Source organism: Spirosoma lacussanchae (assembly GCF_005870035.1).
In the GTDB taxonomy this organism is placed as follows: Bacteria; Bacteroidota; Bacteroidia; order Cytophagales; family Spirosomataceae; genus Spirosoma; species Spirosoma lacussanchae.
The window spans coordinates 2,179,760-2,201,434 of sequence record NZ_SWJG01000001.1 but is presented as its reverse complement, the minus strand read 5'-3'; the positions used below and the strand labels follow the sequence as shown (position 1 = coordinate 2,201,434).

Annotated in this window: 15 protein-coding genes; 7 read left to right on the top strand and 8 right to left on the bottom strand. The window is 56.8% G+C overall.

The features are described from left to right. The first annotated feature begins 14 nt into the window (after window positions 1–14). On the top strand, window positions 15–914 hold the full coding sequence (locus FBR45_RS09095; protein ID WP_138501314.1) for an FHA domain-containing protein: 900 nt from the start codon (window positions 15–17) through the stop codon (window positions 912–914). On the opposite strand, the gene FBR45_RS09090 is transcribed toward FBR45_RS09095, so the two are convergent. The 3 genes from FBR45_RS09090 to FBR45_RS09080 all read right to left on the bottom strand — a co-directional run bounded on the left by FBR45_RS09090 (window position 915) and on the right by FBR45_RS09080 (window position 4,313). After that, a complete protein-coding gene (locus tag FBR45_RS09090; RefSeq protein WP_138501312.1) occupies window positions 915–1,184 on the bottom strand; it encodes a hypothetical protein in 270 nt (89 codons plus the stop codon). It lies immediately after the preceding gene. A 410-nt stretch (window positions 1,185–1,594) separates the two neighbouring features. Next, window positions 1,595–3,253 (bottom strand): alpha-L-fucosidase, encoded by a 1,659-nt coding sequence (locus FBR45_RS09085; RefSeq protein WP_138501310.1) that lies wholly within the window; start codon window positions 3,251–3,253, stop codon window positions 1,595–1,597. A 43-nt stretch (window positions 3,254–3,296) separates the two neighbouring features. Continuing rightward, on the bottom strand, window positions 3,297–4,313 hold the full coding sequence (locus FBR45_RS09080) for a zinc-binding alcohol dehydrogenase family protein (protein ID WP_138501307.1): 1,017 nt from the start codon (window positions 4,311–4,313) through the stop codon (window positions 3,297–3,299). A 133-nt stretch (window positions 4,314–4,446) separates the two neighbouring features. Between FBR45_RS09080 and FBR45_RS09075 the strand changes: the two genes are divergently transcribed. After that, window positions 4,447–5,319 carry an AraC family transcriptional regulator gene (locus FBR45_RS09075; RefSeq protein ID WP_138501305.1) on the top strand — a complete coding sequence of 291 codons (873 nt, stop codon included), beginning with the start codon at window positions 4,447–4,449 and terminating at the stop codon, window positions 5,317–5,319. Window positions 5,320–5,370: 51 nt separating this feature from the next. Here the strand turns inward: FBR45_RS09075 and FBR45_RS09070 are convergent, their stop codons facing one another. Together FBR45_RS09070 and FBR45_RS09065 are read right to left on the bottom strand one after the other, a co-directional pair. Continuing rightward, a complete protein-coding gene (locus FBR45_RS09070) occupies window positions 5,371–7,335 on the bottom strand; it encodes a response regulator (protein ID WP_138501303.1) in 1,965 nt (654 codons plus the stop codon). A 219-nt stretch (window positions 7,336–7,554) separates the two neighbouring features. Further along, window positions 7,555–7,953 (bottom strand): T9SS type A sorting domain-containing protein, encoded by a 399-nt coding sequence (locus tag FBR45_RS09065; RefSeq protein WP_138501301.1) that lies wholly within the window; start codon window positions 7,951–7,953, stop codon window positions 7,555–7,557. Between the two features lie 250 nt (window positions 7,954–8,203). On the opposite strand from FBR45_RS09065, the gene solA reads away from it, so the two are divergent. Then, window positions 8,204–9,367 (top strand): N-methyl-L-tryptophan oxidase, encoded by a 1,164-nt coding sequence (gene solA / locus FBR45_RS09060; protein WP_138501299.1) that lies wholly within the window; start codon window positions 8,204–8,206, stop codon window positions 9,365–9,367. 80 nt (window positions 9,368–9,447) lie between these two features. On the opposite strand, the gene deoC is transcribed toward solA, so the two are convergent. Both deoC and FBR45_RS09050 read right to left on the bottom strand, forming a co-directional pair. Next, the gene (deoC, locus tag FBR45_RS09055; RefSeq protein WP_138501297.1) at window positions 9,448–10,221 is read right to left on the bottom strand and encodes a deoxyribose-phosphate aldolase; all 774 of its coding nucleotides are present in this window, start codon (window positions 10,219–10,221) and stop codon (window positions 9,448–9,450) included. Window positions 10,222–10,250: 29 nt separating this feature from the next. Beyond that, on the bottom strand, window positions 10,251–10,964 hold the full coding sequence (locus tag FBR45_RS09050) for a GntR family transcriptional regulator (RefSeq protein WP_138501295.1): 714 nt from the start codon (window positions 10,962–10,964) through the stop codon (window positions 10,251–10,253). Window positions 10,965–11,201: 237 nt separating this feature from the next. Between FBR45_RS09050 and FBR45_RS09045 the strand changes: the two genes are divergently transcribed. Continuing rightward, a complete protein-coding gene (locus tag FBR45_RS09045; RefSeq protein ID WP_138501293.1) occupies window positions 11,202–12,734 on the top strand; it encodes a helix-turn-helix domain-containing protein in 1,533 nt (510 codons plus the stop codon). A gap of 118 nt (window positions 12,735–12,852) precedes the next feature. Here the strand turns inward: FBR45_RS09045 and FBR45_RS09040 are convergent, their stop codons facing one another. Further along, window positions 12,853–15,135, bottom strand: coding sequence for an aconitate hydratase (locus FBR45_RS09040; RefSeq protein ID WP_138501291.1), 2,283 nt, complete (start codon window positions 15,133–15,135; stop codon window positions 12,853–12,855). Window positions 15,136–15,428: 293 nt separating this feature from the next. Here FBR45_RS09040 and FBR45_RS26575 point away from each other — a divergent pair, with 293 nt between their 5' ends. The 3 genes from FBR45_RS26575 (at window position 15,429) to FBR45_RS09025 (ending at window position 21,671) form a co-directional block, all read left to right on the top strand. Then, a complete protein-coding gene (locus tag FBR45_RS26575; protein WP_246082163.1) occupies window positions 15,429–16,124 on the top strand; it encodes a CHRD domain-containing protein in 696 nt (231 codons plus the stop codon). 486 nt (window positions 16,125–16,610) lie between these two features. Next, window positions 16,611–19,280: a type I DNA topoisomerase gene (gene topA / locus FBR45_RS09030; RefSeq protein WP_138501287.1), complete on the top strand. Its 2,670-nt coding sequence runs from the start codon at window positions 16,611–16,613 to the stop codon at window positions 19,278–19,280. A 114-nt stretch (window positions 19,281–19,394) separates the two neighbouring features. Beyond that, window positions 19,395–21,671, top strand: coding sequence for a glycoside hydrolase family 20 protein (locus FBR45_RS09025; RefSeq protein ID WP_138501284.1), 2,277 nt, complete (start codon window positions 19,395–19,397; stop codon window positions 21,669–21,671). Window positions 21,672–21,675 lie beyond the last annotated feature (4 nt).

Here is a 21,675-nt window from a genome sequence, read left to right as displayed (position 1 = left end):
GACACCCTACTGCGATGAGTCTACTGGAAAACCTAAAAAACTGGTTCGGGTTCAGCTCCCCCGAGTCACGCCCCACGGCTCCCCCAACAACAGAGCCCCCATTGTCGGACAAACCGATTGCTGCCAGCCCGGCACCCGCACCAGCCGGTCCTCCGCCCGCGGCTCAGCGCCGGGAGCAGCTGATCCGGTTCATTGTCAGCAAACTACGGATCTATCAAAACGAGCCAGATACGGTCCCCGTCGGCATTAGGCTGGGTATCCTATGCAGCGATCCGGAAGAACAGGCCTTATATAAGGTGGCGTTATGGGTCAGCCAGCCAGGAAAGTTTCAGCAGGAGCTGAGCCGACAACTGGCCGATAACTACATCACACTGCCCAAAAACTGGCTGTTCGACTATACCTTCTTCGCCGATGAGCTACCTGCCAGTACCTACCGCGACGGCAACGTCAGCCTGTTCATCGTCGATAGCTCGAAATCTGACGATACGCCCGTGCTGGGCAGACTCGTCACCCTGGTGGGCCAGACAAAGCAGCCTGAGTACCTCCTCGACCCCACCCGGCAAACCAGCTTCTGCATCGGGCGCGGACAGACTACCCAGACCAACTCGGGTCGGGTTCGCACCAACGACATTGTTATCGTCAATGACGACGATCCCGATTTCGACGCCCAACGGGGAAAGGGCAATGGCGCCGTTAGCCGGGCCCACGCGTCGATCCGCTACGATAGCGTTCAACGACGCTACGCCCTGCTGGTCGATCCGGGCGGCTTGCCTGCCAGTGGCAATAAAACCAAGATTATTCACCCGGATGATACTATCGAGCGGGCCGATATCGCCACGCTGGTCTACCCACTTCAGTCGGGCGACCAGATTGAACTGGGCGGTGAGGTGCTGTTGCTGTTCGAGCTAGAGTAGCTACAGTTTCGTGAAATCGACGGGGTAGCTCATTAGTCCCGGCAGACGACGACGATCAACAACCATTTTCAGTTGATTGACCGGCATCATTTTGCCGTCGATCAGGCGTTTGGTGGGAGCAAAAACGGGTACTTCCCAGTAGGCGCCGTTCCACAAAGCGCCTTCGAGGTTGCCGATCTGATCGGTTAAATGAGTGTCGTTGCGGAAGCTAACAGTAAAGTAGAGATCACCAGGTTTGTGGTTAACAAAGATCGTTGGACGTGTTGCCATGGTGCAGATAAGTATAATTCTTTACTTAATCTTTTCTTGTTACTCAATATTTACGAATGAATCTATAAAGTAGTTTTTAATAATCAAAAAATAAAATTACGGAACATAAAAAACCGCCTTATTTGCGCAAATAAGGCGGTTTTTTATGTAAAAAAAGTTTTCAATCTCATACAACACGCTGATTACTAACCAATTCAGCAGTGGTATCAATATTGTAAGTAACACTATTGCATGCTGGAGAGGCCGCTTACCCGGTCATCAACCGGCGGGGGGCCAATAGCCTGTATTTTGGGTTAGATTGGGGTTTATCCAGCAAACGACGAAGGCTGATTGAAGGCAACTACCCATTTCCCACAATTGTCAACTATGTGGCCTGGCAGACCATGCACATATTGACTAACATAATACCGCTACGTAATCCGCAGGCAATGGGCATAATCGCCGGTTTTGCGGGCTGGCAGCGTTACTTCCAGCGCGTCGGCCGTTCGGTTCACAGACAGTGGGCCGGGATGGCCCAACAGTTCAACCTGTTTTACGGATTGATCACGAGCCGCAGCTGCGTTGCTGCCCAGGTTTTTGATACGTACGACTCCGTTGGCCGGCCACCCCATTACGATTGCATACAGCGTGTTTTCTTTCTGGGTAAACCGAATATCTTCGGGGCCAAACGGTTTTCCTTTTCCTTCATTAAACCCCTGCGCGCTGAGCGGAGCGGCCGATTCGAGGGCGGGGCCTTCGCCAAACACCCGCCACGGACGGGTCCCGAAAATACTTTCCTTATTGATAGCCATCCAGCTGGCTATCCCTTCTACCACCGCCGTTTCTTTTTCGTCGATACTGCCATCGGCTCGGACAGGCACGCTCAGCAGGAGGTTACCGTTTTTGCTGACCACATCGGCCAGGGTATGAATCACCGTTTGGGGCGTCTTGTACCGGTTACCCTCGTAGACGCGCCGGTCGTAGTGCCAGCTGCCTATGCAGGTGTCGGTTTGCCAGACAAAGGGCTCGATCTGGTTCGACTGGCCGCGCTCAATGTCCCAGACCATGCATTTCTGCTGTTCGGGCGTTAGGATCTTACCATTTACGACGGCTTCCAGTTTACCACCGTGGCGCTTCATGTTGCTATTGTACAGGTGGGCCGCAATCCGCAGCCCTGCATCGCTTACCGGCCACAGGGGCAGCGCCGTGTCGTCAAAATAGACCACCTCCGGTTCGTACTTGTTGATCAGGTCGACGGTGCGGTTGTAGAATTTTTCGATGTATTCGTTTGTCGGCGCGCTGGCGCCGTTCCCCCAGTCCCACTGCCGGTGGATGGTATTGGTTTTTTCGCTTCCCTCGCTCAGGGCATGGTTCTGGGCATACAGCTCCTGCGGGTCGTACCCTTCCCACCAGGTCCCTTTTCCGTCGGCTTTGGTCAGTTTCCCATCGTAGGGTACGCCCGCCAGCGGCCCGTTTTTGTCAGCACGCTGGGCGGTTTCGTACCAGGTCCAGGCGTGGGCCGCGTGAATACTGACCCCAAACCGAAGCCCATGCTGACGGGCCGCCTTAGCCCAGCCCCCAACAATATCTTTCCTGGGCCCCAGCCGGGTCGAGTTCCAGGACTGGTACTTGCTGTTGTAGTTATCGAAATTGTCGTGGTGATTCGCCATCGCCATGAAATACTGCGCCCCGGCCCGTTTGTAGAGGCTCAGTAACTGATCAGGATTCCAGTTCTCAGCTTTCCACTGATGAATAACGTCCTTGAAACCAGCTTTGGAGGGATGGCCGTATTTTTCGACGTGGAACTTGTAGTCGTTGCTGCCTTCGTCGTACATCGATCGCGCATACCAGTCGCCATGTTCGGGCTGGCATTGGGCGCCCCAGTGGGCCCATATGCCAAACTTCGCATCGCGGTACCAATCGGGTACACTATACTGCCGGAGCGACTCCCAGGTGGGCTTGAACTTCCCCGTAGCCATTGGCTCGCCGGGGCCAGACCAGGTTGCGGGGCGGGCCCAGGCGGGCAGCTGTGCCAGATACCAGCCGGGTACGAGGCCCCCTATCCCCTTCAGGATGTGTCGTCTGTTCATTAACTACAAGATTAACGGTTTACGAATAATCCGTTTGCATTAATCAGGGCAGGCTCACCATGGCTTTGATCACGCCCGTGTTGGGATCGAGCCAGCTGCTGAACTGGTCACCAACCTGATCGAACAGAACCCGGTGGGTGATGTAGCTGGAGGCCTCGATATGACCAGCTCGAATGGCGTCGATGACCTGATCGAAGTCGGCGCGGGTGGCGTTGCGGCTGCTCATAAGGGTGGCCTCCCGTTTGTGAAATTCAGGATGACTGAAGCTGATGGGTTGCCGCTGGAGACCGACCAGTACGTAGCGGCCACCGTGGGCCAGATAGCTGAAACTCTGCTCAATGGCTTTCAGATTGCCGGTAGCGTCGATGATCACCGTAGGCATGTCCCCACCGGTGTAGGCACTGATTGCCTGAAAAGCGTCTTCGGTGCGGGGGTTAACCGTACGGGTTAGCCCGAGCTGCTGCCGACAGAAACCGAGCCGGCTGTCGTTGACGTCCAGCGCTGTCACCTGCGCCCCCGCCAGCTGCGCAAACGCGATGATGCCCAGGCCGATGGGCCCCGCGCCGACCACCAGCACATGCTCACCCGCCTGCACGTCCGCCCGCCGAAGCCCATGAACCCCGATGGCCAGCGGCTCAACCAGCGCCAGCTCGTCGTAGGTCAGGCCGTGGCCATGGAGAAGTGCGTAGGCTGGCACCATCAGGTATTCGGTCATACCGCCGTCTATGTGTACCCCGCAAACCTGCATCCGCTCGCAGCAGTTGATTTTGCCAACCCGACAGGCTATGCAGCGGCCGCAGTGAAAGTACGGCATGATGGTAACGGCCTCGCCGGGTACGAAGTCCGTATCTCCGTCGATTTCGACCAGTTCGCCCGCCAGTTCGTGCCCCAGCACGCGCGGATAGCTGAAATACGGCTGCGTACCCTCATAGGCGTGCAGGTCGGTACCGCAGATACCGATTCGGGTGACCCGGACGATCGCGTGCCCAGGCTGGAGTAGTGGCAGCGAGTCGGTTCGGTAATCCAGTTGACCAGGTGCGGTGCAGGTAAGTGTTTTCATACAAAAGGGCGCTGTGATCCCCAGCGCAAATAACTACTATTTCTTTTTGTCGATTAATTAGTAAATTACCAATATAGTAAGCTATCTTAACCTATTTGGAACAATAACATCCGAGAATAGGTGTAATTTGGTAATGAAGCCTCACCGTTTACAGGTTGCCACGGCCCCCAACCGATCGTTCAGCGTTCGGCGCGACCACTTGCCTAATATCAACAGCCGCTGGCACTGCCATACGCAAGTGGAGCTGATTCACTTTCACCGCGGAAGCGGCACCCAGTTTGTCGGAGACAACATTCGCCGATTCCACCCCGGGGATGTGGTGCTGGTTGGCGCTAACCTGCCTCACTACTGGCACTACGACCGGGACGATGCGGCCGAAGCCAGCCAGCAACCTTATTCGACCGTTATCCATTTCACCGAAAACTTCTGGGGCGACCGGTTTCTGAATCTTCCCGAAAACGCGGTGTTGAAAGCCGTACTGGACCGGGCCCGGCGGGGCATCCGGCTCACGGGCGAGACTGCCCAGCGGGTGGCCGGCCTGATGGAAACGCTGTACAAGGCCGAAGGGACGTACCAGCTGATCGCGCTGATGGAGTGTCTGCTGTCGGCCAGCCAGGCCGACGAAAGCTGCCTGCTGACCTCAATGGGCTTCCAGCATGAAGCCTCGGAGGTGGAACATGAGCGGATAAACACCATCTACGCCTACACGCTCAACCATTTTCAGGAAAAAATCCGGCTCGACGATGTGGCGTCGCTGGCGGGCCTGGTTCCGAATTCGTTCTGCCGCTACTTCAGGTCCCGAACCGGCAAGCAGTATACGCAGTTCCTGCTGGAGATTCGCATCGGCAATGCCTGCAAGCTCCTCATCAACACGAACATGAGCATCAAGCAGATATGTTACGAAAGCGGGTTTAATAATTTCACCTGCTTCTACAAAAAGTTTAAGCGCATTACCGGCAAGAGCCCCCTCCAGTACCAGCGCTCGTTTGCCACCAGTCCCCTGTAATCGAACAGAGCGCACCGGGCCGTACCGGTGCTGCGGGCTCAACTCCTCCGGTTAGCCTTTGACGTAGGCGGTTGGCGTCTGCTTATAAAACTCCCGGAACACTTTCGTGAAATAAGACGGGGTTTCAAAGCCCACCAGATACGCCGTTTCGGCCGCGCTATGACCCAGCCGCAGCAAGTCGATAGCTTTGCGGAGCCGGTATTGCCGAATCAGCTCCACGGGCGAGAGGTGAGTGAGGTTATGTATTTTCAGGTACAGCGCTTTCCGGCTCATGGCCAGTTTGTCGGCCAGCCACTCCACGCTCAGGGTAGAGTCGTCCAGATGTTCTTCGATGAGCGTGTATACCTTTTTGAGAAACTGATCGCCGACGGTATCCAGGGGGGTAGCGCTATCGGGTTGGGCCAGCTGCTGCCGGTAATGTTCCCGCAGGCGTTGCTGGCTATTGAGCAGGTTCCGCAGCCGCAGTCGCAGTTCGCCCAGGTGAAACGGTTTGGCCAGGAAATCGTCGGCGCCCAGGCTCAGCCCCCGCAGTCGCTGCTCCTCACCGACGCTGGCCGTGAGCAACACAACCGCAATATGATCCGTGGCCGGATCTGACTTCAGTCGTTCGATCAGGTCGTAGCCGTCCAGCCGGGGCATCATCAGATCGGTAATCACGATAGCCGGCAGCTCTTCTTTGGCCAGTACCCAGCCATCGTAACCGTTAGCTGCCGACCGTACGCGGTAGCTCGTAGCGAGTTCGGTCGTCATGAATTCGCGCAGTTCGGCGTTGTCTTCAACGACCAGGACCAGCGGGGTCGACTCAGCACCGCTGGTGGCCGGTTTTTTAGCTGCGCTGCCGGGTAGCGCCGGCAAGTCGATTACCAGATCGGGGACTATGGCTGCCGGAGTCGTCAGCGCTTCGCTCGTGCGCTGAATGGGAAGATCAAGCCTGAACACCGTACCCGACTCGCCGTTGGGCCCATCAATCTGGCTGTCGACCTCAATGGCCCCGCCCAGCCGCAGGGTCAGTTCGCGCACCAGTGCCAGACTGATTCCAGTACTGTCGTTGGACCGGATGCGCAGATTATCTCCCTGATAAAAACGGTCGAAGATATGGGGCAGTTTATGCGCCGTGATGCCGATGCCGGTATCGCGAACCGTCAGTCGAACGCCCGTAGTCGTTTGCCGGAGCGAAACGGTTATCGAGCCAACGTCGGTAAATCGAATGGCGTTGGTCAGCAGGTTGAACAGGATCGTTTCCCATTTGCTGGCGTCGAACCGGTAGCTCCCCGCGGGCAGGTCGGTTTCGTACACTAGCTGCAGCTTTTTAGTCGCCGTTGAAGGACGGAACAGCTCGACGACCTGCCCCACAAATTCGGGCAGATCCCCGATCTGGTCGACCAGCTCTACCTGCCGGGCTTCAAGCTGGTCGATGGCCAGCAGCTGATCGATCAGCCGCAGGCTCTGGCGGGCATTTCGACGCACCGTTAGCAGCTGCTCGCGCAAGCCATCGGCCAGGTCGGCCGTCTCCAGCAATTTATCGACCGGGGAAACGATCAGCGACAGTGGGGTTCGCAGCTCATGGGTGATGTTGGTGAAGAAGCGCGTTTTTACCTCGTCCATGAGCTTCAGCTCCCGGGCCTCCCGCATCTGCCGAACGTGGTAAGCGGCTTTTTCCAGGGTTGCTTCGAGGTCATCGAAGTTGATGGGTTTGGTAATAAAGTCGAAAGCCCCCCTATTCATGGCCGTCCGGATGGTGTTCATGTCGCCATAGGCGGTGATCATGACCGTACACAGCAGCGAGTTGGTCCGGGTTATGCGATCCAGCAGGGTCAGTCCATCCATGCCGGGCATGTTGATATCCGTCAGCACCAGATCGATATCGGGCTGCTGTTCCAGAATCGACAGAGCCTCTTCAGCATCCTGGCTAAAGACAAAGTCGTAAGTTCCTTTTTGAATAGCCTGGCGGAAACGCTGGCGAAACAGAGCCACCAGATCGGCTTCATCGTCCACCAGAAGTAATTTGGTCTTCATCGATCAGCTAGCAGCGCGTAATAAGCTCGTTGGAACAGGTAAGCCGGTCCTGCGCGTACAGGCCCGACCCGGAGCCAATGTACTACACAAAAATCGATTGACCAGCTATAGCTATACCATCGGACTGGTTTATATACAGACGGCACGATCACTGACCGTGCCATCCTGATTGAGGTAGTTAAACTGGTTACTGAGGAAAGGCAAAAACGGGTTATCTGCTTAGTTCAGCATAACGCGTCGGGGGCTGGCTACCGGCTCTTTGGTATCCAGCGTCAGCTCATGGGTCGTGGTATCTACACCGTTGGAAACAACCAGCTGATAGGCCCCGTCGGGCAGGTTGCTCACATCCAGCTGCATACGGGTCATCGTCTGATTCTTGCCAAGCTGCTGAGCGAATAACTCCTGGCCGGCAGCGGTCATCAACCGAAGTGTAACGGCGCCACCGGTTTGTTTATCGAGAGCCACTTTAATTTTCCCTTCGGCGGTGATGTAGATACCGCTCTGGAAGGTAGCGATGCGGGCGGGGCGACGGCCGGGGTTACCAGCGGCCATCGAAACAGTCAGGCTGATCAGGATCAGCGAAAAGGCAACGAGCAGGGGTTTGATGAGCGTTTTCATGATTGTATGGAGTTGAATCGGTTTGTCCGTTTTGGATAGATCAAAGGTCGGCCAGACCGGGCGGAGCGCCTGTCACAAATGAGTCAATCCCTGTTACTTTTGAGAATGGATAACAGACAAACCGGTTGGGCATCCTCCAACCGCTGATTTTTATGGCTACAGGCCGTCCCAAACAAACCCATACCCCTACGTTTGCCCAGCCTGCCGGCCTGTGCCCCGGCGGCCATGACCCCACCCCTATGTACAGCCTATGATCTTCGATGCTATTGTTGTTGGGCTTGGCGCCATGGGCAGTGCCGCCCTCTACCAGCTCTCGGCCCAGACGCCCCGTGTGCTGGGTCTTGACCAGTTTTCGCCCCCGCACACGATGGGGTCGACCCACGGCGATACCCGAATAACCCGGCAGGCCATTGGCGAAGGGGCCCATTTTGTACCGCTGGCGCTGCGCTCCTATGCCATCTGGCGCGACCTCGAGCAACGAACCGGCCATCAGCTGCTGACCATCACGGGAGGGCTGTTCGTGGGGCAGCCGAACTCAGCCGTGGCTATGCATCATAAGCCGGGCTGGCTCGACACCACCATCCGGGCTGCCGAGCAGTTTGGTATTCCCCACCAGGTACTGGATACCGAATCGCTCCGGCGGCAGTTTCCCCAGTTCCGATACCAACCGGGCGACATCGGATATTTCGAAGAAGAGGCTGGTTTTCTGCGGCCGGAACGCTGCGTAGCCACCCAGCTGGAACAGGCCCGACAGCGGGGCGCTACCGTTCGTACGCAGGAACGCCTGCTCGGGTTTACGGCCACCGACGGGGGCATTCGGGTACAGACGGATCAGGGAATCTACCACGGCCGGAAGCTGATCCTGACAACTGGCTCCTGGATCACCGAATCGCTCCGCCACAGCCCGTATCGCAAGTTGCTGACGGTGAACCGGCAGGTGCTGTATTGGTTCGACATCGAAGGCGACTATGCCCGGTACACACCCGATACCCTGCCGGTATTTATCCTGAACGAACGGAATGTATATGGATTTCCGGCGGTGGGTGGCCCCGCGGGAGGCATCAAGCTGGCTACGGAAACCTACGAGCACGCCACCAGTCCGCACACGGTAGACCGAACCGTCAGCGAGTCGGAAATACGGCTAATGTACGAGCAATACGTAGCCCCTAACTTCGTCGGGATTGGGCCACGGTGCGTGAAGTCGGTCGTTTGCCTCTACACAATGACGCCCGACGGCGACTTTATCATTGATCAGCACCCCGAGCACCCCGACGTCATACTGGCTTCGGCCTGCTCGGGACACGGGTTCAAACATTCGGCCGCGGTTGGGCAAGTGCTGGCCGAGCTGGCCCTGGAAGGCCGGACCGGGTTTACCATCAGCCCGTTTCAGCTAAGCCGCTTCGACCGCTCCTGACAACGGTAGAGCAGCCGGGCGTAGTCTGACCACCGGAGTTGGTTGCAAAGTCCTCGTTCCGGTGGCCAGACCATGGCTGGTCAGTAGCCTTTGCCTTCGGTTATTGGCGCTACCGGCGTGTCGGCCGCTACGGCACCGAACCGCCGGTACGCTTCCTCCAGAATAGCCGCCGTAGCCGATGCACCCAGCCGCGATACGCCCATGTCTTTGACGGTCAGCAGCCCATCGAGCGTACGCACACCACCGGCGGCCTTGACGCGCACACCGGGGCCAACATGGTCGAGCATCAGGCGCAGGTCCGGCAGGGTAGCGCCTTCGTAGCTGTACTTGCCATCGCTTCCCTTCACGAAGCCATACCCCGTTGATGTCTTGACAAACGCGGCCCCTACTTCGGTGCAGATGTCGCACAGACGAATCTTGTAGCGATCTTCGGGCAGATAGTCATTTTCAAAAATAACCTTCAGGATAGCGCCGTGGTCTGTACAGGCGGTATTGATCGCCCGAATTTCGTTGGTCACGTAGTCCCAGTCTTCGGCCAGCACCTTGCCCAGATTGACGACCATATCGATCTCGACCGCGCCGTCGAGGCAGGCCTGAATGGTTTCGGCCACCTTAATGGAAACGGCGCTGTTACCAGCTGGAAAACCGATGACTGTACCCACCAGCACGTCAGAACCGGCCAGCAGCTCACGGGCCAGGGTTACGGCATAGGGCTTGATACAGACCGATGCTACATCGTAGCGCAGCGCCAGCTGGCAGCCTTCGCGCAGTTCGGCGTCGGTCAGGGTGGGGTGCAACAGCGAATGATCGATCATCTTGGCGATCTCGCGGATCAGAGTCTGATTAGGCGTCATAATTACTGGGTTTATACAGGGTTTAGAGGTTACAGACCATTGCTGATGGCGTACTTATCGGTATGGCAGTATAACTGGCTATATACGTGTAGTCCCGGTCGGCTGGTCAGATACCGGCGCTCCATGTACAGCAAAGGCGTATGCAGTGCACACCCGAACACAGCCGCCTGCCGGGCCGTTGCCCCCACGGCATAGAGCCGCTGCTGCATGTCAATAATGGCAAGCTGGTAGCGCTGGTGTAGAGTTCGGAACAGGGACCCGTCCAGCAGATCGTTGGTCAGCATATCGTCGAGGCCGACGTTGGGCACAAAGGTGTACTCGAGCATGACCGGGTGCTCATCCGCGTATCGGATTCGTTCCAGCGCCAGACAATCGACAGCCCGTTCGGCATCGGTCAGCGGAAAAACGAAGGCCGATGGCCAGTCCTGAAGCATAATGGGTTTCAGAAAGGTAGTCCGAACCGCATGGCCACCGGCCACTACCTCCGAAAACCCCTGGAACGACAGTAAACCCAAGGTCTGCCGTTCGGACCGAACAATACTCCCCCGCCCGTGCTGTCGTTCGATATAGCCATCCCTGACCAGTTCGGTAAGCGCCTGCCGGACGGTTGTTCGCGTGGTCTGAAACTGAACCGCCAGCTCGTTCTCCGACGGCAGCAACGACCCTTTCGGGTAAACACCAGCCGTCAGCTGGGTCTTCAGCGACTCGTAGATAAGCTGGTACTGGCGCGGGCGGGTAAGCATAAACAAATATAGGCACCACAACTTGTCTAGACAAGTACAGCTGAATTATCTGTTGATCCGTACGGAGCCTGAACGTTGCTTTCTATTGGTCAACATAAGGATAACAGCCGCAGCCTTTTCAGAACATGACACCGGTTCCGGCGCACTTTTCGTACTTTTACTGACGGGACCAGCACTGGCCCGTTTGCCAGTAGCCTGCCATCACCTGGTTCTGATCATTTATCGTTCTTCATTCCATTGAACCTACCCGCTGACCATATTCGCCTGTTATTCGGCCTCAAACTCCGCCAGCTCCGCCTTGACCGGGGGCTGTCGGTCAGTGAGCTGGCCCAGCAGGCCGGCCTGTCGATCTCGTACGTGACCGAGATAGAGAAAGGCCGGAAATACCCAAAAGCCGACAAAATCTCGGCGCTGGCCAATGCCATGCAGGTTGACTACGATACGCTGGTCTCCCTGAAGCTGAGCAAGAAACTGGAACCGATCTCGGACCTGCTGCGATCGAAATTCCTGACCGAGGTACCGCTCGAACTCTTCGGCATCGATCCCTCTGACCTGCTCGAGTTACTGGCCGAAGCCCCCGCCAAAGTGAGTGCCATGATCCGTACATTCATGGACATCGCGCTCACCTACAACATGAGTGTGGAGCGGCTGTACCTGACCATGCTGCGCTCGTATCAGGAAATGCACGACAACTTTTTCCCGGATATCGAAGCCGATGCCGAACGGTTCCTCAATCAGTTTGCGCCCTCGGGTCAGGCCGTCGACGAAGCCCTGCTGACCAACCTGCTCAAGACGCAGTATAATATTCATATCGAGTACTTCGACCCGCTCACGCAGCCTGAACTGACAGCCCTGCGGTCTATTTTCAGACCCGGCCGGGCGGTATCGTCCGCAAACGCCCCGGCCGAAAAGCGAACTCTACACCTGAACGCGGGCCTTACGCTCGAGCAGCGGTCGTTCATTCTGGCCCGCGAAGTGGGGTTTCAGTTCATGAGCCTCAAAAACCGGCCGTATACCTATTCGTGGGTCGAGGCCGAGTCGTTCGAGCAGATTCTGAACAATTATAAAGCGTCTTATTTTGCCGGTGCCATCCTGATCCGGCGCGACCAGCTGGTAGAGCGGCTGAGTGCGCTGTTTGCCCGAGACACCTGGAGCAACGATGATTTTCTGCAGCTCATCACCGACTTTGGCGCTACGCCCGAGCGGTTCTTCTACCGGCTCAGCAACGTGCTGCCGAGTGCGTTCGGCATCGATCAGCTTTTCTTTTACCGGTTCAACCATACGGCGGGGCAAACGACCTTCCATCTGACCAAAGAGATGCACCTGTCGCGGCAACAGGGGCCACGCGGCATGGTCGATGAGCACTACTGCCGCCGGTGGATCGCGCTGACTATCCTGCAGGAGCTGTCGTTTCTGCAGCAGAACAAAGGCTTCGACGGTACGCTCTGCCGCGCGCAGGTATCGGAGTATGTCGACGCCCGGCAACAGTACCTGATTGTTTCGGTAGCGCACCCGTTTCAGGCCCGCGTAGGCAGCCATACCGCCCAGCAAAACATGAGCGTGTCGATGTGTTTTGCGATCAATGATGCACTGCGGGCCAAGATGAAATTCCTGACAACGACTAACAACGATATCCCGTTTCGGATCGTAAACGAAGCCTGCGAACGCTGCGGTATCTTCGACTGCCGCGAACGGGTGGCCGCCCCGACGATTCTTCAGAAGAAACGTCAGTTTGCCGGCCTGAAAGAAGCCGTTGAAAAATTGAAGTAACCGCGGCCCGCCCTAACGGATCTCGGGATGAGACGTAAAAAACCCGGCTGGCGGTCCTTGCGGATTGCCAGCCGGGTTTTTGTATAATCAATGACAGACACCAGGTCCGTCATTGGATTTACGCGTTTTGCTTCATCCGGATGATATTCAGCGCAGCACCCGCCTTGAACCACTCGATCTGACCTTCGTTATAAGTGTGGTTTGCCTGGAACTCGTCGGTGGTACCGTCGGCATGGTGAAGCACAATACCCAGCGGACGACCCGGAGCGAACTCGGTCAGGCCGGTGATATCGATGCTGTCATCTTCCTGAATTTTGTCATAATCGGCCGGGTTGGCAAACGTCAGCGCCAGCATACCCTGCTTTTTCAGGTTGGTTTCGTGGATACGGGCAAACGACCGCACCAGAATGGCCCGAACGCCCAGGAAGCGGGGTTCCATAGCTGCGTGCTCACGCGACGAGCCTTCGCCATAGTTCTCGTCACCTACCACGACCGATCCGATGCCAGCTGCTTTGTAGGCCCGCTGCACTGCCGGTACTTCGCCATATTCGCCCGTGAGCTGGTTTTTCACGCTATTGGTCTTCTCGTTGTAGAAGTTGACAGCGCCGATCAGCATGTTGTTCGAGATATTATCGAGGTGGCCGCGATATTTCAGCCACGGACCGGCCATCGAAATATGGTCGGTCGTACACTTGCCCTTGGCTTTGATGAGCAGTTTGAGACCGGTAAGGTCGGTACCTTCCCAGGCAGCAAACGGAGCCAGCAGCTGCAGACGATCCGAAGTCGGCGATACGATTACCTGAACCCCCGATCCATCTTCGGCAGGGGCCTGGTAGCCGGCGTCGTCGACGGCATAGCCTTTGACGGGCTGCTCGATACCCTGCGGCTCATCGAGTTTCACCTGCTCACCATTTTCATTGGTCAGCTTGTCGGTCATCGGGTTGAATGTCAGGTCGCCGGCAATGGCCAGGGCCGTCACGATTTCGGGCGAAGCCACGAACGCGTGGGTGCTGGCGTTGCCATCGTTCCGCTTGGCGAAGTTGCGGTTGAACGACGTGATGATCGAGTTCTTGCGGGTCGGATCGTCCATGTGACGCGCCCACTGCCCGATACAGGGGCCGCAGGCGTTGGCCAGCACCACACCACCCATATCTTCGAACGTGCCCAGCAGCCCGTCGCGCTCAGCCGTGAACCGCACCAGCTCCGAGCCAGGCGTAACGGTGAATTCCGACCGGACTTTCAGGTTTTTGCTAACCGCCTGAGCCGCTACCGACGCCGACCGGGTCAGGTCTTCGTAGCTCGAGTTGGTGCAGGAACCGATCAGGCCTACCTCCAGCTTTTCGGGCCAGCCGTTTTCTTTTACCGCTTTGGCAAAGTTCGACAGCGGCCAGGCGAGGTCGGGCGTGAACGGCCCGTTGATGTGCGGCTCCAGGGTGTTCAGATCAATCTCGATCAGCTGATCGTAGTACGTTGCCGGATCGGCATATACCTCGTCGTCGGAACGCAAATGCGCTTTTACGGCTTCGGCCGCATCGGCAATATCGGCGCGGCTGGTAGCCCGCAGGTAATTGGCCATGGCCTCGTCATAGGCAAAAATCGACGTAGTAGCGCCGATCTCGGCACCCATGTTACAGATCGTGCCTTTGCCGGTAGCCGACAGACTTTCGGCCCCTTCGCCGAAGTATTCGACGATGCAGCCCGTACCGCCTTTTACGGTCAGGATACCCGCCACCCGCAGGATTACGTCCTTGGCCGATGCCCAGCCGCTCAGTTTACCCGTCAGTTTTACGCCAATCAGCTTGGGCATTTTTAGCTCCCAGGCCAGGCCCGCCATCACGTCGCAGGCATCGGCCCCACCAACACCGATCGCAATCATCCCGAGACCACCGGCATTGGGCGTGTGCGAATCGGTACCGATCATCATACCACCCGGGAATGCATAGTTCTCGATAACCACCTGGTGAATAATTCCGGCGCCCGGCTTCCAGAAACCAATGCCGTATTTATTCGAGATCGACGCCAGGAAGTCATATACTTCTTTGTTTTTGCTTTTCGCAATGTCGAGGTCTTTATCGGCACCTACTTCAGCCTGGATCAGGTGGTCGCAGTGCACCGTCGATGGAACAGCCACCTGCGGCCGACCGGCCTGCATGAACTGCAGCAGGGCCATCTGGGCCGTTGCATCCTGCATAGCTACCCGGTCAGGCGCGAAGTCTACGTATGCTTTACCCCGCTCATATGCCTGCGTGGGTTGGGCCGAGGTACCGGCACCGGCAAAGAGGTGACTGTATAAGATTTTTTCCGACAGGGTCAGTGGGCGGCCCACTACCTGCCGGGCTGCTTCAATGCGCTCGCCCAAACCGGCATACACGCGTTGAATCATGTCGACATCAAAAGCCATGATAATAACGGATTATAAGGTACTGAATAGGGTATCTAGTAAGCTAACCAGCAAATTCAGTAAATGGATTCCAGTTAGCGGGTCAAAATTAGAGGATTCTATTTCGTTTTGGAAATATTCTCACGGCTAGCTTGCCCGAGTCGGCCCAGAATCCCGGAGATAGGGCCCGTTCACTCAGTATACCCTCCTATTTCACACTCCCCACCCGGACGAGCCGTTACCAAATCGGGTATCAACATATCATACCTGTAGATTATACTCTATTTTATTCACTGTAAACGCTTATTCAACGGATGAAAAAAGCACTCTTTGCTCTGCTCGGCCTGACGGTATCGGCAGCATTTTATGCCTGTAACGACGAAGACCCCGAAGCCACCCCGATTCCGGTTGTATCCAGTCAGTACACCGCTACGCTGTCCAGCCAGGGGTTGTCTACTTCGGCCACCTCCGGTACGACCACCTCTACAGCGACGGGCTCATTTTCGGGCACCATCGATCCGACGACCAGGGCGCTTAGTTATACCGTCTCCTATTCGGGCATTGTTACCCCTACGGCGATTACGCTGGAGCCGGTGTCTACGACAGCGACCTCAACAACGGCCGGCAGTACCCTCGTACTGGCAGGCTCGCTTACCCCCGGCCTTTCTGAACCGGGCAGCGGCACAGCCACAACGCCCGGCAGCGGTACCAGCACAACCCCCGGTAGCGGCACAGCTACCAGCCCCGGCAGCGGTACCAGCACACCCCCCGGTAGTGGAACGTCAACGTCGCCAGGTAGCAGCACCAGCACGACACCGGGGAGTGGGACATCGACCAGCCCCGGCAGTGGCACCACCGGTACAGGTCTTACGCTGACGTCTCCACTCAGCGGAACAGTTACCCTGACACCCGAGCAGGCCACCAATCTTCAGAATGGCAATTATCGGCTCATCATTCGGTCCACGACCAGCCCCAACGGTGAAATTGGCGGGCAGGTAAGCGCTCAGTGATCGTACCCGGGTACGTACTTAATCTGTAAAAAGGGGATTCCTGGAGGCCAGCTTCAGGAATCCCCTTTTTTAATCCGTCAGGTTCCCCTCTGGACCCTGGCAGAACATTCCTACCCGCCAGTGTTTTTGGGGCCAGCCGGTAGCCAGCCATCTTTTCCGGCGCGACAGCATGAAGAATTAGGCATGTATTTTGGTTGTGACTGAAACAAAGTAATTAAACGTTGATTTATACACGCCTTACGACTCCGTAAACGAACGTTGACCGACCGTATGGCGTTATAAAAAGGAGCAACTCTCCGATCTTTTCCCGCCGTACGCATTTTGTGCATTTGCATAAGTCAATTTGTTTGCGCCTATATTTGGCTCGACCTGCATAGGGTCAGCCAGTATGGATGTTGGCCAGATTGACCCGGTCTGGACTGAAATGCTGATGTAATCTACCGCGGGATAAGTGTCCCGGAGCCATTATCAACCTGAACACATAACATGTCGAAGAACTTAGTCATTGTGGAGTCGCCAGCGAAGGCCAAGACCATTGAAGGCTACTTAGGCAAAGACTTTACCGTGAAGTCGAGCTTCGGCCACGTCCGTGATCTGCCCAAAGACGGACTGGCCGTCGATGTCGCGAACGGATTCCGGCCCTCGTACGAAATATCGCCCGACAAGAAAAAACTGGTAAGTGAACTAAAATCGCTGGCTAAGTCGGCCGAGGAGGTATGGCTGGCAACGGACGATGACCGCGAAGGAGAAGCGATTTCGTGGCATCTGAAGGAAGCCCTGGGCCTGCGCGACAACACCAAACGCATCGTTTTCCGGGAAATCACCAAAAATGCGATCCTGAACGCCATACAGTCGCCCCGTACCATCGATGTCGACCTGGTGAACGCTCAGCAGGCCCGGCGCGTGCTGGACCGACTGGTTGGTTACGAACTCTCACCCGTTTTATGGCGCAAGATCAAGGGCGGACAGAGTTTGTCGGCCGGGCGTGTGCAATCGGTTGCGCTGCGGCTCGTCGTGGAGCGCGAACGCGAAATCGATGCTCACTCGGCGAAGTCATCGTTTAAAGTTACTGCCCAGTTCATCGTAGACGGCAATAAGGTGCTGAACGCCGAGCTACCGAAGAACTTCCCCACCGCCGGTGATGCCCGGGCGTTTCTGGATGCCTGCATTGGTGCTTCGTTTACGATCCGGAACTTGGAAACCAAACCCGCCAAGAAGTCGCCCGCGCCCCCCTTTACGACCTCTACTTTGCAACAGGAAGCGTCGCGTAAACTGGGCTATTCGGTAGACCGAACCATGCGCATTGCGCAGAACCTGTACGAAGCGGGTAAGATCTCGTACATGCGTACGGACTCGACCAGCCTCTCGCAGGAAGCGATCGGCAAAGCAAAGGCCGAGATCGAAAGCGAATTCGGCGACAAGTACGTGCAGACCCGGCAGTTCAAGACCAAGAACGAGTCAGCCCAGGAGGCCCACGAAGCCATTCGGCCCACGAACTTCAACGACCGGAACGCCGGCGCTGACCGCGATCAGAAACGACTCTACGAACTGATCTGGAAACGCGCCATTGCCTCGCAGATGGCCGACGCCCAGCTGGAGCGCACCACCGTAACGATTGCCATCGGTTTTGCCAATGGTCAGTCGGTTACGGTGCAGGCTAACCTGGACGACAGCCCGTTCGATGCGCCCGTTGCCAGCGGCAAGTCGAACGCAGCCGGCTTCCCAAAAGAACTGGTTGCCCAGGGTGAGGTCATCAAATTCGACGGATTCCTGCGGGTATATATGGAATCGAAGGATGACGAGGACGATGAAGATGCCAAAGGCATGCTCCCGCCCCTCCGCATCGGACAGAACCTGACCCTCGGTCAGATGAAAGCTACCGAGAAGTTTACCCGGCCGCAGCCCCGCTACGCCGAAGCCTCGCTGGTGAAGAAACTCGAAGAGATGGGGATTGGCCGTCCTTCTACCTATGCGCCAACCATATCGACGATCATCAACCGCGGCTATGTTGTCAAACAGGACAAACCCGGCCAGGAGCGTAAGTACGTTGAATACACCCTGCAGCAGAACCAGATCAGTGAGACGAGCGGCAAAGAAACGTTCGGTTCCGAAAAGGCCAAACTGTTCCCGACCAACACGGGCATTGTGGTAAATGATTTTCTGGTCGAGTACTTTCCGGACATTGTCGATTACAAATTCACGGCGACGGTCGAGAAAGAGTTCGATGAAATTGCCGATGGTAAGATTAACTGGCAAACCATGCTGGGCGACTTCTACGGTGATTTTCATAAGAACATCGAAGAAATACAGGGCTCATCGGGCGTGTCATTTAAAACCGGCGAACGCGTGCTGGGCGCGGACCCGGCTACCGGCAAACCCGTTTCGGCCCGGCTGGGCAAATACGGGGCCTACGTGCAGATCGGTGAAGCCAGCGACGATGAGAAGCCCCGTTATGCCAACCTGCGCGACGGCCAGCTGATCGAAACCATTACCCTCGACGAGGCCATGAACCTCTTCGCTCTCCCCCGTGAGGTTGGTTTCTTCGAAGACCAGGCCATGACCATCGGGATCGGTAAGTTTGGCCCCTACGTTAAACACGACGGCAAATACGTATCGCTCACCCGCGACGATGACCCCTACACGATTTCAGCCGAACGGGCTATTGAGCTGATTCAGCAGAAACGGGCGGAGTCGGTCAGCGAATCGCTGGGTGAGTTTGAGGGCACATTGGTTACCACAGGCAAAGGCCGGTTTGGTCCGTACGTGAAGCACCTCGACAAATACATTTCTATTCCGCGTAACGAATCACTGGCCGAGCTTACCCTGGAGCGGGCTATCGAGCTCATTCAGCAAAAGCGCCAGGCAGAAGCCAACAAGTATATCAAAGAGTTTGCCGAGCGGCCCGAAATCAAGATTGTTAACGGTCAGTACGGCCCTTATCTGGCCGTGGGCAAACGGAACGTACGCATCCCGAAAGATGTAGACGCGGCCTCGCTGACCCTGGAAGACTGTTTGAAACTGGCTGGTGAGGGCGAAGAGTCAGCCGGTAAAACAACGGCGAAAAAGGCCGGTTCAACCAGTAAAACCAAGGCCGCAGCCAAAGCGCCGACGGCGAAAAAAACGACGGCCAAGAAGCCCGCGGCCAAGTCGAAGTAAGACGACGAAAATGGCTAGCTTCAACCCCCCATCCAGACCGTCTGGATGGGGGGTTGCTTTTTCATACGGTCGATCGTGCTTACCTTGCCTGTTCATTCTTGCCCCATCTTCCGTATGAAGTACCTGATTGGTCTGTTACTCCTCTCTTTTGCAGCTATCGGTCAACAACCCGAAAACCAGTACAATCTCATTCCGTTTCCAGCCCGCTTTGCCGGTCAGGATGGCCAGTTTTCCATTACCAGCACCACCCGCCTGGTTACCGCGCCTGGTACCGATGCTGGCGTGCGGGCCGTAGCCCAGACCTTTGCGAGTCAGGTCAAAGCAGCTAATGGACCCACCCTTACCCTGGCGGCTGCCAGCCCGGCTCTGGCCAAAGGCGCGCATATTTTCTTGACCATCAACAAGAAGTTAACCCTGGGCGACGAGGGCTACAAACTGACCGTAGCACCGGGTAAAGTAACCGCCGAAGCGGCAACCCCACGGGGCCTGTTCTACGCCACTCAGACCCTGCGGCAACTCCTGACGGACAACCGCCTGCCCGCCTGCCAGATCACCGACAAACCACGCTTCGGCCATCGGGGTCTGATGCTGGACGTCAGCCGCCATTTTATGCCGGTATCATTCGTAAAGAAGTTCATCGATCTGATGGCCATGCATAAGCAGAACACCTTTCACTGGCACCTGACCGACGATCAGGGCTGGCGGATCGAGATCAAGAAATACCCGAAGCTGACCCAGATCGGCAGCCAGCGCCCGGAGACTCTCGTTGGTCAGTTTTACCAGAACTATCCCATGCAGTACGACGGCAAACCGCATGGCGGGTTCTATACGCAGAACGATATTCGGGAGGTTGTCCGGTACGCGCAGAGCCGCTTCATCACGATCGTTCCCGAAATCGAAATGCCGGGTCACGCGCGGGCCGCCCTGGCTGCCTATCCCGAGCTGGGCTGCGAACCCACCAAAGCCTATACAGTGGCTACCCACTGGGGTGTATTTGACGACGTATTTTGCCCGTCAGAGAAAACGTTTACTTTTTTGCAGGACGTACTGACCGAAGTGGTGGCTCTCTTTCCGGGTAAGTACGTGCATATCGGGGGGGACGAGTGCCCGAAAACGGCCTGGAAACAAAGCGCATTCTGCCAGGAGCTTATGAAGAAAAACAAGCTCAGGGATGAGAACGAACTGCAGAGTTATTTCATCCGGCGGATGGAGAAATTCCTGAACAGCAAAGGCCGGAGTATCATTGGCTGGGACGAGATTCTGGAGGGCGGTGTCGCCCCCAACGCAACGATCATGAGCTGGCGCGGTACGGCGGGTGGCATCGCGGCTGCCAAACAGAAGCATACGGTCATCATGACTCCTACCGATAACTGCTACCTCGATTATTACCAGGGCAACCCCGCCACTGAACCCCTGGCCATTGGCGGCTACCTCCCCCTCGACAAGGTCTATGCTTACGAACCCATGCCCGCTGAGCTAACAGCCGAGCAGCAGAAATACATTCTGGGTGTGCAGGGTAATATCTGGACCGAATACATGCCAACCCCGGAGTCGGTCGAGTACATGGTCTGGCCCCGGGCGCTGGCGCTGGCCGAGATCGGCTGGATGCCCGCTGGCCCGCGCAACTTCGAGGACTTTGCGATGCGGCTAAAAAATCACCTGCCCAAACTGGACGCCAGCCGGGTCAACTACGCCAAACGACTGTTCGATATATCGGCGCAAACGCAGGCCGGTGAGCAGGGGCAGGTTCAGGTGAAGCTAACCAAGCTCGATGCAGACAGTCACATTTTCTTTACGACCAATGGCAAAGAACCCAGCGAGAAGAGCAGCGAATACAGTGGCCCCATTACCCTGACCAAAACGACAACCCTACGCGCTATCACCCAGACGGGAGGGCGGCTAACCCAAACCTTCACCCTGCATAAAGCTAAGAATAAGCCCTACACCTACGCCATCGCCCCGCAGGGCGATGCAACCGCCAACAATCTGAAACTGACCGATGGCGTACGGGGCGAAACACCCCGCGACCGGCGCCAGTGGGTCAGTGTCTACGGCACCGACCTGGACCTGACGCTGGATCTGGGCGAGATTACGAGTGTTTCGAAAGTGTCGCTCAATTTCCTGAAGATCATCCTGGAAGGAGGCTTCCCGCCAACCTCTGTAGAGGTGGCCCTATCGCGCGATGGGCAGGACTTCAAAGAGGCCATTGCCCAACCCGTAACCTACGAGCTGAACGGCCCCTGGTCGATCCTGCCCGTGGTGGCCGATTTCCGGACGGGACGGGCTCGCTACGTGCGGATACGCGCTAAAAACGCCGGTGTCTGCCCAGCCGGGCACCCTAATGAAGGCAAAAAAACCTGGTTTGCCACCGACGAAATCGTGGTCGAATAGGTAT